Origin of the sequence: Novosphingobium sp. (genome assembly GCF_027486195.1) — a bacterium.
In the GTDB taxonomy this organism is placed as follows: Bacteria; Pseudomonadota; Alphaproteobacteria; order Sphingomonadales; family Sphingomonadaceae; genus Novosphingobium.
Genome location: NZ_JAIXPP010000020.1, coordinates 79,893 through 94,376 on the forward strand (window position 1 = coordinate 79,893; position 14,484 = coordinate 94,376).

Here is a 14,484-nt window from a genome sequence, read left to right on the forward strand (position 1 = left end):
GCCATGAACGACATGACCCCTCCTGAGATGCCGACCACCGACCTCTTCTCGAAGTTCGATCCGCTGATCGAGACGCGCCGTTCGCTGCTGGCGACGGGCGTGACCGATCCGTTCAGCCTCGTGATGGAGAAGGTGCTTTCGCCCACGACGGCAATCTGCAGCGGGCGTGAGACGATCCTGCTCGGCACCTACAACTACATGGGCATGACCTTCGACCCCGACGTGATCGCGGCGGGCAAGCAGGCGCTCGACGATTTCGGCGCGGGCACCACCGGCAGCCGCGTGCTCAACGGCACGTATGCAGGCCACCGCGCGGTGGAAGAGGCGCTCAAGGAATTCTACGGCATGGATCATGCCATGGTGTTTTCGACCGGCTATCAGGCGAACCTGGGCATCATCAGCACGATCGCGGGCAAGGGCGATTACATCGTGCTCGATATCGATAGCCACGCCTCGATCTGGGACGGCTGCAAGATGGGCGACGCCGAAGTCGTGCCCTTCAAGCACAACGATATCGAGGCGATGGAAAAGCGCCTGAAGCGCATTCCCGAAGGCGCGGGCAAGCTGGTGATCCTCGAAGGCGTCTATTCGATGCTGGGCGATATTGCTCCGCTGAAGGAAATGATCCGCATCGCCAAGGAAAACGGCGCGATGGTGCTGGTGGACGAGGCGCATTCGATGGGCTTTATCGGACCGAACGGACGCGGCGTTGCCGAGGATCAGGGCGTGCTGGATCAGGTGGATTTCGTAATCGGCACATTCTCCAAATCGGTCGGCACGGTGGGCGGCTTCTGTGTTTCGAACCATCCTAAGTTCGAGATCATGCGGCTGGTTTGCCGCCCCTATGTCTTCACCGCGAGCCTGCCGCCGAGCGTGGTGGCGACCGCGGCGACCTCGATCCGCAAGCTGATGCACGCAGGCAACAAGCGCGCGCACTTGTGGGAAAACTCGCGCACCTTGCACAAGGCGCTGACGGACCTGGGCTTCAAGCTGGGCACGGCGGAGCCGCAGAGCGCGATCATCGCGGTGATCATGCCCGACCTCGAGCGCGGGGCGATGATGTGGGAAGCCCTGCTGCACGAGGGGCTCTATGTGAACCTGGCCCGCCCGCCCGCAACGCCTGCGGGGATGACCCTGCTGCGCTGCTCGCTCTGCGCCGAACATACTGCCGAACAGGTGGGGATCATCACCGGCATGTTCGAACGTGCGGGCAAGGCCGTGGGGATCATCTGATGCGGCGGGGGATCGCGGCCGCGCTGGTGCTCTGGGCCGCGCCCGCACTGGCCCAGACGGCAGCGGCGCCGAGCTTCCCGCCCCCCTCCCCGCCCATCACTGCGCCGGGCGACGGGATGCTGGACAAGCCTTGCCCCGATCAGACCGGCCTGTGGTTCGGCCATCCTTATGTGAAGGCCAACGACTGGGCCTGGGAATGCAAGTACGCCGAGGCGGAAAAGCAGGTGGCCGCGCCGCCGCGTGTGGTGTTCATCGGCGATTCGATCACCGAAGGGTGGGTGCCGCTTGCGCCGAAGCTGTTTGCCGGGGGCGCGGTGGGGCGCGGAATCAGCGGCCAGACGAGCCCGCAAATCCTCGTGCGGTTCTATCAGGATGTGGTGCGGCTGCGCCCGCGCGTGGTGCACATCATGATCGGCACCAACGATCTGGCGGGCAATACCGGGCCCAACAGCCCGGAGATGTACAAGAACCACGTTATGGCAATGGTCGACATCGCGCGCGCCAACGGGATCGGCGTGGTGCTGGCAAGCATCCTGCCCGCCGCGAAGTTCCCATGGAAACCCGCGCTGGCCCCGGCGAGGCAAGTTGTCGCGCTCAATGGCTGGCTGCGTGAACTCGCGCGGGTGCGGGGCGCAGTCTATGCCGACTATTACGGCACGCTGGTCAATGCCGAAGGCGGCATGAACCCCGACGTTGCGCCCGATGGCATCCACCCCAATGCCAAGGGCTATGCGATCATGGAGCCGATCACCCGCGCCGCAATTGCCGAAGCGGAAAAGACCGCCGCACCGCAGCGCTAAAGATTGCCAGTCATGGTGGCCCGTGCCAGCCTTCATGCTGGCAAGGGGGGCAAGTCGTTGAACAAGGCCGTATTCCATTCGATCGTCAGTGCGGTTCTGCTGGGACTGGCTGGACCGGCGCTCGCGCAAGCGGGCCACGACATGGGCAGTCATGACGTGTCTGGGCACGACATGCAGGCGCCCTCCACCGGCAAGCCACTAAGCGAGGCGCAGACTGCCGAGGGCGCGACCAAGGCTGCCGAGCCGGGGCATGGAGATCATGCGGACCATGCCTCGCATGACGACAACACCGTACCAAAAGTGCCGACGCTGCTCACCGGCTATGGCAACGGCGGCTTTACGATCAGCACCACGGTCCCGGCGGCGCAGGCGTTCTTTTCCAACGGGCTGGAACTCGGCGCGGCCTTTGCGCACAAGGCAGCGATCGCGGCGATGGCCGAGGCGGTGCGGCTCGATCCGGGCTGCGCGATGTGCCTGTGGGGCAAGGCGCTCGTTTCAGGCCCCACGATCAACTATGGCAGCGACGCCAAGGAGCGCGCGCCGCTGCTCGTGATGGTGCGCAAGGCCAAGGCGCTGGCGGCGAAGAATGGCACCGCGCGCGAGCGGGATCTGATCGACGCACTGATCCTGCGCTATCTGCCGGGCAAGAACGTCCACGCGCGCGATGTGGCCTATGCCGCAGCGATGCGACACGTGGCCGCGCGCTACCCGGCGGACAACGAGATCGCGGTGCTGACGGCGGACGCGCTGATGGTGTCCTCGTTCGTGGAGGACGCCGAGGATTTCGACCACGGTGCCATCGATGCAGCTATCACGCTGCTGGAGCAGGTGCTGAAGCGCGCGCCAGAGCATACCCCGGCGATCCATTTCTATATCCACGCCACTGAAGTTTCCGGCGAGCCGGCCAAGGCCGAACGTTATGCCGACAAGCTGGCGGACCTGGCGCCCAATGCCAGCCATCTGGTCCATATGCCAAGCCACACGTTCTTCTGGGTGGGCCGCTATCAGGATGCCGCCGATACGAACTGGCGCGCGGTGGAGATCGGCAAGGCCAATGCCAGGCGGCTGGGCCTGCCCGAGCCCAAGGGCGTGTGGGATCTGCCCTATCACGCGCACAACGTGATCTTCGGGCTAGGCGGGGCGATGATGGCAGGTGACGCGCGCACGGCGCTCAATCTGGCACGGCCACTGGTCGAACGGTCCGCCGAGCGCGAGAAGGCGGAGCCATTTTCGCAGATGCTGGCCGCAGCGGGATACTTCGCGATGGCGCGGTTCGATGATCCGGAAGCCGTGCTGGCGCTGGCCGAACCGAAGCTGCCCTACCTCAAGGCGGCACGGCACTATGCGCGGGGCGAGGCGATGGTCTGGCTGCGCGATCTGGCAGGTGCCAAGGCGGAGCTGGCGGCGATCCCGGCGCAAGTGGCAGAGGGCAAAGTCGACCGCGATCACCGCGCACCCGAGCAGATGCTGGGCATCACGCGCGGCGTGCTGGAAGGCCGCATCGCCATGGCAGAAGGGCGCTACAAGGACGCGGTCACGGCGTTCACGGCGGCGGCGGACATCGAGGAAACCAAGGATTTCATGCAATTCTCCGACCCGCCGGCGTTCTGGTATCCGGTGCGGCGCGATGTTGCGGCGGCGCTGCTGGCTTCGGGCGATACGGCAGGCGCGCGCACGGCAGCGGAGGAATCGCTGCGGCTGCGGCCGAGGGATGCGGTTGCGGAGGATGTGCTGCGGCGCGCCGAGGGGATGGCAGTGCGGGTGCATTGAGCAAGATTATCCCTCCGTCATTCGCTACGCGAATGCCACCTCCCCATTTGTGCTTCGCAAAAATGGGGAGGATCAGGAAGGTCCTCCCCATTTTCCCGCAGGGCAAATGGGGAGGTGGGCCCGGCGCAGCCGGGGTCGGAGGGGTTCTTCAGCCCTCCACAAGCATCAAGGCATCGAGGGCGACCACGCCCTGGCCCTTGGGGTGCAGGATCACCGGGTTGAGATCGACTTCTCGGATGCGTGGTTCAGCGCGCAGCACGCGGCCAAGCGTGACGATCAGCTGCGCGAGCGCGGGGACATCGAGCGCCGGGGCGCCGCGATAGCCCGCAAGGATCGCCGCGCTCTTGAGTTGCATCAGTTCAGCCTCGACCGCCTCCGCCGTCATGTCTGCCGCAAGGAGGCGTACGTCGCCGAGGATTTCGGCGGTGACACCGCCAAAGCCGGCGAGGAGGACCGGGCCCCATTCGGGATCGTTCTTCGCGCCGACGATCATTTCCACCCCGCGCGCGCCCATGCCCTCGATCAGCACGCCATCGAGCGTGATCGCGGCGGAATAGGCGGCGACGCTGGCGTGCATCTTGTCCCACGCGGTGCGCACTGCGGCGGCATCGGCCAAGTTCAGGATCACACCGCCGGCATCGCTCTTGTGGCTGAGCGCGGCGCCCTGCGCCTTCATCGCTACGGGATAGCCGATGGCTTCGGCAGCTGCGACAGCGGCATCGGCACTTGCCGCAAACGCCCCGGCCGGGAAGGGAATGCCGAGCGGGCCGAGGAGCGCCTTGGCCTGATATTCGGGGATCACGCCCGCCTGTCCGGCAAGGCCGGGCACGGCGAGCGGGGCTTCGGCAGTGGTGGTCACGTCGCGCGCCGAGAACTGCGTGAGGCGGGTGATCGCCCGCAGCGCGCGTTCGGTGGTGGGGAACCATGGGATGCCCGCCGCGCGCAATGAGGCGATGCGTTCCGGCGGAACGGCAGCGCCTTCATCGAGGCCGGCGAAGATCAGCGGCTTGGTGAGGGTCTTCGCAGTGGCAGCAGCAAGGATCGGCGGGAACTTGATGGCGCAAGTCACCGCCTCAGCCTGGATGATCCCCGCAAGCACGGTGCCGACGCGCGGATCATCCAGCAGCGCTTCGAGGCAGCGGGTGTAGATCGCCGGTTCGGAAAGGCCCTGTGCGGTGATATCGAGCGGGTTGCTGACAGGCACGAAGGGCGGCAGCGCAGCGCGCAGGGCGGGCGAATCCGCATCGTGCAGCGGCGCAAGCGGGAGGCCGAGCGATTCCGCCAGATCCAGCGTGAGCGCCTTGAATGCGCCCGATTCGCCCAGCACCGCCGTGTGCCCCGCAGGCAGCGCCGGGCAGCGCAGCGCGATTTCGGCGATGTCGCCCAGTTCTTCCAGCGTTTCGGCCATGATCACCCCGGCGCGGGTTACCTTGGCGCGCATCAGGGCATAGTCGCCCGCCATGGCGCCGGTGTGCGTCGCGGCGGATTCGCGCGCGGCGCTGGAGGTGCCGGGGTGGAGCAGGACGATCGGCTTACCCGCAGCCGCCGCCCGCGCGGCAGCGGCAAGGAAGCGCTCCGGCTTGCGAAATTGCTCAACGATCATCGCGATGACTTGCGTATCGTCCTGATCAATCAGCCATTCGACATAGTCCTCGACACCGCTCGCCGCCTCGTTGCCGGTGGAGACCGAGTAGGACACGCCGCAATCGCGCGCGAGGAGCATGGTGCCGAGCACGGCGGCCATCGCGCCCGATTGCGAGACGACGCCGATCGCGCGCTTGCCCGCCGGTGGCCGCGCGTCGGTCTCGACGAAGGTGAGCGGGATGCGGTCGACGTAGTTGACGAGGCCAAGACAGTTGGGGCCTTCGACAACCATGCCGGCCTCGTGGGCAATGCGCGCGATCTCGCGCTGTTCGGCAAGGCCTTCCGGCCCGCCCTCGGCAAAGCCCGCCGCGAAGATGACCACACCGCCAACCTTGCGCGCGGCCAGCGCCTTTACCGCATCGAGCACCCCCGCGCGGGGAATCGCAAGGACGGCAGCATCGACGCCCTCGGGCAGCGCCTCGATCCCGGGCAAGCAGGTGCGGCCGCCCAGCGTCTCGCGTTTGGGGTTGATCGGATAAACCGCCCCGGCAAAGCCATTGGCATCGAGATTGGAGAGCAGCGTGGTGCCGAGCGCGCCCGGCTTGTCCGAAGCGCCGACCACCGCAACCGAGCGCGGACGCAGCAGCCGCTCGAGCGCCGGAAGGACAGGGGCAGTAATGGCGGTATCGGGCACGTCGCTCTCCGGATTAGGTTATACCTTATAACAATAGCCGCTGCTGCCACGCAGAGCAAGGCTGCCCGCATGGGCGGCCACAAGAGTGAGTGACCGAAGGTTGGCAGGCCGGAGCTTGACGGGCGGAAGGGCGGCGTGGCAATGCGAGCGCGCGACGCGGGTATAGCTTAGTGGTAAAGCACCAGCCTTCCAAGCTGGCTATGCGGGTTCGATTCCCGCTACCCGCTCCAGCCCTCCCCCGGTTTCAGCCCAGCAGGTCCTCGATCTGGCCGAGGCGTTCCTTGCCGAAGAACATCTCGCCATCCACGAAGAAAGTGGGGATGCCGAAGGCGCCGCGATCGACGGCCGCCTGCGTGTTGGCAGCGAGGCGGTCCTTCACGGCTGCGGACTGGGCGCCCTCTGCCAGCGCGGCGGCGGGGAGGCTGGCGGCGGCGATGACGGCATCGACGGCGGCCTGGTCCGCAGGATTCAGCCCGTCTTCCCAGATTGCGCGCAAGAAGCTGTCTGCAAAGGCTTCACCGCAGCCGAGATCGATGGCGGCAAGGAGCAGGCGCAGGAGTTCGACCGAGCGGAACGGGAACGCCGGGTTCATGCGGAACTTCGTGAGGCCGTGGCGGGCGATGAAGCGCTGCATCTCGAGTTGGGCATAGGCGTTCTTGCCCTTGATTTCGGCATCGCGCATGAACGGCGGAGCGTTGCCGGTGAGTTTGTGCATGCCGCCCAGCAGTGCGGGCGTCAGCGTGATCGTTGCGCCCTTGCGCGCGGCTAGAGCCTTGAGCGGCCCCCACACGAGGTAGCCATTGGGGCTGACGAAATCGAAGATGAACTCGATAGTCCTGGTCATATCAGAAGCGCTCCTGCCATGGGCGTAAATCAAGCTCGTGCGTCCAAGCCGAGCGGGGTTGCTGGTGCAGCCAGACGAAGGCCTGCGCGCGATCGTCCACCCGCGAGCGCGCTAACACACCGTTGGTGGCTGGTTCGCTCACCCTGCTCTCCCCCTGCTTTGCTGGCGCACCTCGTACCGCGCAGAGCGTGCAGTTAGCAATCGCCCGAGCGCAGGGGCGCTGCTAGGCTCGGCGCATGAGCAGTTCTCCCTTTCGCGCCGCCGTTGTGCAGGCCGCATCCGACCCCGCCGGCAGCGCGGCTTCCGCAGCCAAGGCCGCCCGCCTGATTGCCGATGCCGGCGCCGCCGGCGCAAAGCTCGCCGTGTTTCCCGAAGCCTTTATCGGCGGCTATCCCAAGGGCGCACGGTTTGGCGCGCCGATCGGGCTGCGGCTGCCGGAGGGGCGCGAGGCCTATGCGCGGTACTACGCGGCGGCGGTGGCGCTGGACGGCCCGGAAATCGCGGCGGTGCGCGAGGCTGCTGGCACTGCGGGGATGGTCGTGGTGATTGGGGTGATCGAGCGCGTGGGCTCGACGCTCTATTGCACCGCGCTGATCATCGACGGGACGGCGGGAACCATGGCGCACCACCGCAAGCTTATGCCGACCGCAGCCGAGCGCCTGGTCTGGGGCTTCGGCGATGGTTCCACCCTGCCGGTGGTGGAAACGGCGCTCGGCACCGTAGGCGCGGTGATCTGCTGGGAAAACTACATGCCGATGCTGCGCATGGCGATGTATGGCCAGGGCGTGACGCTCTACTGCGCACCGACGGCGGACGACCGCGACGGCTGGGCCTCCTCGATGCGGCACATCGCGCTGGAAGGGCGCTGCCACGTGCTCTCCGCCTGCCAGTTCCTGCAGCGGCGCGATCTGCCCGAGGGGCAGGAATGCGTGCTGGGCGAGGACGCGGACACCGTGCTGATGCGCGGCGGGAGCCTGATCGTGGGGCCGCTGGGCGAAATGCTGGCGGGACCGGACTACAGCGGCGAGACGGTGCTCTATGCCGAGATCGACCCGGCCGAGATCGCCCGCGCGCGCTATGATTTCGATGCGGTGGGGCATTATTCGCGGCCCGATGTCTTCCGCCTCACGGTGGACCGCCGAGCCAAGCCGGCGGTGGCGTGGATCGAGGACGACGCCTGATGCACCTCAGGATGGACGGGCTCAGCGGAGCCGAGCGCTACAAGCTGCTGGCCGGGACCGTGGTGCCGCGCCCGATCGCCTGGGTATCGACGCTTTCGGCGGCAGGCGTGGGCAATGTCGCGCCCTACAGCTTCTTCAACATGATCTCGGCCGCGCCGCCGCTGGTGGTGCTGGGCGCGATGCGGGGGAGCGGCGGCGGCCTCAAGGATACGGCGACCAACATTCTGGAAACGAAGGAATTCGTCGTCAATCTGGTGAGCGAGCCGATGCTCGAGGCGATGAACGTGACTTGCGTGGATGCGCCGCCCGAGATCGACGAGGCGATGCTGGCCGGGCTCGAGATGCTGCCGAGCGAACTCGTCGCGCCGCCGCGCATCGCGGGCGCGCCGGTGAGCCTCGAATGCCGGCTCTATCAGGCGATCGACGCGCCGCCGGGCAGCACGATCATTCTGGGCGAAGTTCTGGCGATGACCATCGACGACCGGTTCGTCGATGCCGCTAGCCTGCGGCCCGATCCGGTGGCGATGCAGCTGATGGGCCGGGTTCACGGCGTGGGCGGCTATACCCGGATCCAGACCGACCGGACGCTGGAGAGACCCGTCTATCGTCCCGGAACAAATTGATTCACTCGATTGAATCATTCTGTCGCCTAAGCTAGACGGGCACAAAGGCTCCAGCGAGAGTCGTGCGGGAGAGAACCGTTGGACGTGACCAAGCCTCAAGGAAACGAGCGGACCCCGGCAAAGCACAAGCCGATCCTGTCGCTGATGCGCGTGATCGAGATGAATCTCGGCTTCCTTGGCCTGCAGTTCAGCTTCGGCCTGCAGCAGGGCAACATGGTGCCGATCTATTCGTGGCTCGGCGCGGATGAATCGAATCTCCCCATCCTGCAACTGGCCGGGCCGATGACCGGTCTCCTCATCCAGCCGCTGGTCGGCGCACTCTCCGACCGCACCAGTTCACGGTTTGGCCGCCGCACGCCCTATTTCCTGATCGGCGCGGTGATGTGCAGCCTGGGCCTGCTGTTCATGCCGTTTTCCGCGAGCATCCTGATGGCGGCGAGCCTGCTGTGGCTGCTCGATGCCGGCAACAACATCACGATGGAGCCCTACCGCGCCTATGTGAGCGACCGGCTGGACGAGAGCCAGCACGAGATCGGCTACCTCAGCCAGAGCGCGTTCACAGGGCTGGCGCAGTGCCTTGCGTTCCTTTCGCCCTCGATCCTCGTCTACTGGGTGGGGATCGACCGCAATGCGGTGGATGCGCACAACATCCCGACGATCACGCATATTTCGTTCATGGTCGGCGCGGTGCTTTCGATCACCACGATCCTGTGGTCGATCTGGCGCGTGCCGGAATTGCCGCTAAGCGAGGACGAAAAGGCGCGCATTGCCGCTGCGCCCAAGTCTGCCGGGGCAACGCTGGGCGAGATCGGCCGCGCGATCGTGGAAATGCCCCAGGCGATGCGCAGCATGGCGTGGATGAGCCTGTTCCAGTGGTACGGCTTCTCGATCTACTGGTCCTACAGCGCGCTTTCGATCGGACGATCGATCTATGGCACGGCCGACAAATCGAGTGAGGCATTCCGCGCGGCGGTGCTGACGACGCAGCAACTGGGCGCGTTCTACAACCTTGTCGGCTTTGCCGCAGCGCTGGCGATGGTGCCGATCTCGCGCGCGCTGGGGGCATCGCGGGTGCATATGGCATGTCTTGCTGCGGGTGGGCTCGGCATGGTGGCGATGGCGCATGTTGCGGGCGCGCCGAGTGCGCCGGGGCCGGTGTTCTCCGCGCTGGCGATGCCCGACCTTGGCAGCCACACGCCGCTGCTGCTGATCGCGGTGACGCTGGGCATGTGCTGGGCGAGCATCATGGGCAACCCCTACATCATCCTTGCCGGCTCGATCCCGCCGGAGCGGACGGGGGTATACATGGGCATTTTCAACATGATGATCGTGATTCCGATGCTGCTCAATGGCCTGACCTTCGGCTGGATCTACAACCATGTGCTGGGCGCAGACCCGCGCAATGCGCTGAGCTTTGCCGGTGCGCTGCTGGTGATGGCGGCGATCACCATGCTGCGCGTACGCGATCCGCGCCGGGCGGCGGAGCTGGTGCATGCCTGACATGGGCGTTCCTGAAATCATCGCGCTGGAAAGCCCGGGCTGCTCCGCCGTTTGGGAGCTGCCCCCCGGCGAGGCACCGCTGTGGCGATACTGGGGGCCGCGCCTGCCCGAAGGGGCGCGGCCTTCCGCAAGCCTGCGCAGCGAGCGGCCCGAGCCCAGCTTCTCGCTCCACTTCGATCAGCCGCTGACGGTGTTTCCCGGCTTCGGCATGGGCTGGTTCGGGCAGAGCGCGCTGCTGGCCGACCGGGGCGGGCGCGACTGGTCGTTTCAGGCGGGCGAATGCAAGGTCGAGCGGCCGGATGCACAGACCGTGCGCTTCGTGCTGCATGATGCCGTGGCCAGAATCGCAGTGACGACGAGCTACACGCTTGATCCCGCGACCGACGTGATGAACGTGCGCACCGCGATTTCCAACGGAGGCGATGCACCCCTTCATGTGCACTGGCTGGCCGCCGCCGCGCTGCCGCTGCCCGATGATGCGGCGGAGGTGCATTCGCTGGCCGGGCGGCACAATTCGGAATTCGTTCCGGTGCGCGACCCCCTCACCCGCAGCATATGGCGGCGCGAAAACCGGCGCGGGCTGACATCGCACGATTGCTTCCCCGGGGCAGTGGTGACCTGCGGCGATGGCAGCGCCTATGGCGCGCAGATCGCTTGGTCGGGCAATCACGCGCAGACGATCGAGTGGATCGACGACGGGCGCTGGCAGTGGCAGCTGGGCGAATGGCTGGCGCCGGGCGAGGCGATCATCGCACCGGGCGGCGTGCTGCAGAGCCCGGAAGTGCTCGCGACAGCTTCTGCCGAAGGCCCCAACGGGGTGGCGCATGCGTTCCACCGCGGCATCCGGGCAAGGATGACCTGGCCCGGCGGTGCAGAGGGGGCGGCCAAGCGGCCCGTGCACATCAACACCTGGGAAGGGTTCTACTTCAAGCATGACGAGGCCGCGCTGATGGATCTTGCGCGGGCGGCGGCGAGCATCGGGATCGAGCGCTTCGTGCTGGATGACGGCTGGTTCGGCAAGCGCGACGACGACACCTCCTCGCTGGGCGACTGGACCGTCGACAAGCGCAAATACCCGCGCGGGCTGGGACCGCTGGCGAAGACGGTCACGGATCTCGGCATGGAGTTCGGCCTGTGGGTCGAGCCCGAGATGGTCAACCGCAACAGCGAGCTCTATCGTCGCCATCCCGACTGGGCCTTGCACGTGGATGGCCGCCCGCTGCTCGAGGCGCGCAACCAGCTGGTGCTCGATCTCGCGCGGCCCGAGGTGAGCGCCTATCTGTTCGATGCGATTGCGGCGCTGCTGCGCGAGCTGCCGATCGGCTACCTCAAGTGGGATCACAACCGCGATCTGGTCCATGCCGGGAACCTGCCGCACTACCGCGCGCAAGTGCTGGCGACGTACGCCCTGATGGACCGGCTGCGGGCAGCGTTTCCGGCGGTGGAAATCGAGGCCTGCGCCGGCGGCGGCGGGCGGATCGACGCAGGGATCATCAAGCGCACGCACCGCTTCTGGACCAGCGACTGCATCGACGCGGTTTCGCGCGCGGGCATGCAGCGCGGGTTCCTGCAATTCATGCCGCCCGAAGTGATGGGCAGCCACGTGGGCGCAAGCCCGGCGCATTCGACCGGGCGCTCGCAGTCCATGGCGTTTCGCTGCGGGGTGGCGCTGCCGGGGCACTTCGGCGTGGAGCTCGATGCACGTAAGCTGGGCGAGACCGAGCGCCGCGAGCTCATGGCCGGGATCGCGCGCTACAAAGCCCTGCGGGAGCGCCTGCATGCGGGCCGCGTGTGGATGGGCGAAGTGGGCGACGGGGTGGTGTGGCAGGCGCATGGCTCGGCCGAGGATATGGTCGTGCTGGTGACGCGGACGCAGCCCACGACGATGCGCCACCAGCCGAACCTCAGGCTGCCGATGGCGCTGCCGGGTCGCACGTATACGATTGCGTCCGAGAATGGCGAGCTCGCGCGGATGGACGGTGGCTGGCTCGCGCGCGTAGGCATGGCCGTCCGGCCGCTACCCGGCGAGGCTGTGCTGGTGCTTGAGGTGCGTTCATGAGTTTCGATCCTGCCGAACATCCCCATCGGCGTTACGATCCACTGAGCGATACCTGGCTGCTGGTTTCCCCGCACCGCGCCAAGCGGCCGTGGCAGGGGGCGGAGGAAGTGCCGGACAGGGCACGCCCGCCTGCGCATGATCCCGGCTGCTATCTCTGCGCCGGGAACACACGCGTGAACGGCGAGCGCAACCCGGACTACACCGGGCCTTACGTGTTTCAGAACGATTTTGCCGCGCTGCTGCCCGATACGCCGGCGCCCGACATGGGTGGCGGATTGTTCCGCGCGGAACAGGCGACGGGCGAAGCGCGGGTGATCTGCTTCTCGCCCGATCATGGCCGCACCCTGCCCGAGCTTTCCATCGCGGAACGGCGCGCGGTGATCGACACCTGGTGCGCCGAGGCAGCGGATCTGGGCCAGCGCTACAGCGTGGTTTCGATCTTCGAGAACAAGGGCGCGATGATGGGGTGCTCCAACCCGCATCCGCACGGGCAAGTCTGGGCGACGAGCCATGTGCCGCAACTGATCGCGACCGAAGACCGCACGCAGGCAGCTTGGCTCGCGAACAAGGGCCGCCCGATGCTAGCGGAACTGGTGGAAGCCGAGGCGGATGGCCCGCGCGTGGTCTGCGCCAGCGAGCACTGGCTAGCGATCGTGCCGTTCTGGGCGGTATGGCCGTTCGAGACGCTGCTACTGCCGCGCGGCGATGTGGCGCGCCTGCCCGACCTTTCGCACGACCAGCGCGCCGATCTCGCCGCGATCCTTGGCGATCTCACCACGCGGTACGACAACCTGTTCCAGTGCTCCTTCCCCTATTCGATGGGCTGGCATGGCGCGCCCTTCGGGCACGAACCGAGCGAGCACTGGCGTCTGCATGCGCATTTCTATCCGCCGCTGCTGCGCTCCGCTTCGGTGCGCAAGTTCATGGCGGGGTTCGAGATCCTGGCCGAGACGCAGCGCGATCTGACCGCCGAGCAGGCGGCAGAACGGCTGCGCGCCTGTGGCGGCCCGCATTTCCGGAGCGCCGCATGACCCTGGCAGAACAGTTCACGCAAGCCTTTGGCGCGGCGCCAGCAGTGGTCGCGCGGGCGCCGGGGCGGGTGAACCTGATCGGCGAGCATACCGACTACAACGACGGCTTCGTGCTGCCGTGCGCGATCAGCGTGGAAACGCGGATCGCAGCCGCGCCGCGCAGTGATGGCCGGATTCGCGTTGTCGCCTGCGATTTCGGCGGGGCCGTGGCGGAATGGCCGCTCAATGCGCCCCATGCCGCCGATCCCGACCATCCCTGGGCCGATTACGTGCGCGGCATGACCACCGCGATGATCGAGCGCGGCCACGCCCTGACCGGCGCGGACATCGCCATGACCGGGACCGTGCCGAAGGGCGCCGGGCTGTCCTCCTCCGCCTCGCTGATGGTCGGCATCGGCACGGTGCTGGCGGCGCTGGCAGGGCTGGCGATTGCCCCCGCCGACATCGCGCGCATGGCGCAGGCGGGCGAGTGCGATCACGTGGGCATGCGCTGCGGGATCATGGACCAGCTGGCCTCGGCCGCCGGTGTCGCCCGCCACGCGCTGATGATCGATTGCCGTTCCCTGGCTGTGACGCCGGTGGCAATGCCGGGGGACGTGCAGATCCTGATCGTCCATTCGGGCGTGGCGCGCGGGCTGGTCGAAGGTGCCTATAACGAGCGGCGCATGCAGTGCGAGGTGGCGGCGGCTGCGATCGGCGTGCCCGCGCTGCGCGATGCGGACATGGCGATGCTGAACGGTGCCGGGCTCGATCCGCTGACCCTGGCGCGGGCGCGGCATGTGGTGACCGAGAACGCGCGGGTGCTGGCGGCGGCGCAAGCGCTGGCGGCTGGGGACCTCAGAGCGACCGGCGAACTGATGGCGGCATCGCACGCCTCGATGCGCGACGATTTCCAGATCACCGTGCCGCCGGTCGATGCACTGGCGGCAGAATTGCAGGCGCTGATCGGCCCCGAGGGCGGCGCGCGCATGACCGGCGGCGGCTTTGGCGGCGCGGTCGTCGCGCTATGCCGGGCGGACCGTGCCGACGCGGTGCTTGACGCCCTCACCTACCGCAGGCCGGACGGCAGCGCGCCGCTGGTGCTGCGCGAAGCGGCCTGCGACGGGGCCGGCCTCATCATGAGGTAAGCGCGCTGTTCGTCCCTTTTTCGATGGCCGTGGCCAAT

11 protein-coding genes and 1 tRNA gene are annotated in these 14,484 nt (G+C 67.3%); 10 read left to right on the forward strand and 2 right to left on the reverse strand.

The genetic code is table 11. The features are described 5' to 3' along the window. The first annotated feature begins 3 nt into the window (after window positions 1-3). The 3 genes from Q0071_RS04565 to Q0071_RS04575 are packed head-to-tail and all read left to right on the forward strand — an operon-like array spanning window position 4 to window position 3,803. Complete coding sequence (locus Q0071_RS04565; protein ID WP_298165785.1) at window positions 4-1,233, forward strand: aminotransferase class I/II-fold pyridoxal phosphate-dependent enzyme; 1,230 nt, start codon at window positions 4-6, stop codon at window positions 1,231-1,233. Further along, entirely contained in the window at window positions 1,233-2,033 is an 801-nt protein-coding gene (locus Q0071_RS04570) for a GDSL-type esterase/lipase family protein (RefSeq protein ID WP_298165787.1), read from the forward strand. The genes Q0071_RS04565 and Q0071_RS04570 overlap by 1 nt, the downstream gene beginning before the upstream one ends. 57 nt (window positions 2,034-2,090) lie before the next feature. Continuing rightward, window positions 2,091-3,803 (forward strand): hypothetical protein, encoded by a 1,713-nt coding sequence (locus tag Q0071_RS04575; protein WP_298165789.1) that lies wholly within the window; start codon window positions 2,091-2,093, stop codon window positions 3,801-3,803. 148 nt (window positions 3,804-3,951) lie between these two features. Here Q0071_RS04575 and Q0071_RS04580 read toward each other — a convergent pair whose 3' ends face one another. Continuing rightward, complete coding sequence (locus Q0071_RS04580; protein ID WP_298165791.1) at window positions 3,952-6,081, reverse strand: acetate--CoA ligase family protein; 2,130 nt, start codon at window positions 6,079-6,081, stop codon at window positions 3,952-3,954. Between the two features lie 156 nt (window positions 6,082-6,237). Here Q0071_RS04580 and Q0071_RS04585 point away from each other — a divergent pair. Beyond that, window positions 6,238-6,311 (forward strand) — tRNA-Gly (locus Q0071_RS04585). Between the two features lie 14 nt (window positions 6,312-6,325). Here Q0071_RS04585 and Q0071_RS04590 read toward each other — a convergent pair. Then, a complete protein-coding gene (locus Q0071_RS04590; protein ID WP_298165793.1) occupies window positions 6,326-6,925 on the reverse strand; it encodes a 2-hydroxychromene-2-carboxylate isomerase in 600 nt (199 codons plus the stop codon). A 236-nt stretch (window positions 6,926-7,161) separates the two neighbouring features. Between Q0071_RS04590 and Q0071_RS04595 the strand changes: the two genes are divergently transcribed. The 6 genes from Q0071_RS04595 to galK all read left to right on the forward strand — a co-directional run bounded on the left by Q0071_RS04595 (window position 7,162) and on the right by galK (window position 14,446). Further along, window positions 7,162-8,106: a carbon-nitrogen hydrolase family protein gene (locus Q0071_RS04595; RefSeq protein WP_298165795.1), complete on the forward strand. Its 945-nt coding sequence runs from the start codon at window positions 7,162-7,164 to the stop codon at window positions 8,104-8,106. Next, window positions 8,106-8,729 carry a flavin reductase family protein gene (locus Q0071_RS04600; RefSeq protein ID WP_298165797.1) on the forward strand — a complete coding sequence of 208 codons (624 nt, stop codon included), beginning with the start codon at window positions 8,106-8,108 and terminating at the stop codon, window positions 8,727-8,729. The genes Q0071_RS04595 and Q0071_RS04600 overlap by 1 nt, the downstream gene beginning before the upstream one ends. A 159-nt stretch (window positions 8,730-8,888) precedes the next feature. After that, window positions 8,889-10,229, forward strand: coding sequence for an MFS transporter (locus tag Q0071_RS04605; RefSeq protein ID WP_298166065.1), 1,341 nt, complete (start codon window positions 8,889-8,891; stop codon window positions 10,227-10,229). Beyond that, window positions 10,222-12,288: an alpha-galactosidase gene (locus tag Q0071_RS04610; RefSeq protein WP_298165799.1), complete on the forward strand. Its 2,067-nt coding sequence runs from the start codon at window positions 10,222-10,224 to the stop codon at window positions 12,286-12,288. The genes Q0071_RS04605 and Q0071_RS04610 overlap by 8 nt, the downstream gene beginning before the upstream one ends. Continuing rightward, window positions 12,285-13,319, forward strand: coding sequence for a UDP-glucose--hexose-1-phosphate uridylyltransferase (locus Q0071_RS04615; protein ID WP_298165801.1), 1,035 nt, complete (start codon window positions 12,285-12,287; stop codon window positions 13,317-13,319). Before Q0071_RS04610 ends, Q0071_RS04615 begins: the two co-directional genes overlap by 4 nt. Further along, the gene (gene galK / locus Q0071_RS04620) at window positions 13,316-14,446 is read left to right on the forward strand and encodes a galactokinase (RefSeq protein ID WP_298165803.1); all 1,131 of its coding nucleotides are present in this window, start codon (window positions 13,316-13,318) and stop codon (window positions 14,444-14,446) included. The genes Q0071_RS04615 and galK overlap by 4 nt, the downstream gene beginning before the upstream one ends. Window positions 14,447-14,484 lie beyond the last annotated feature (38 nt).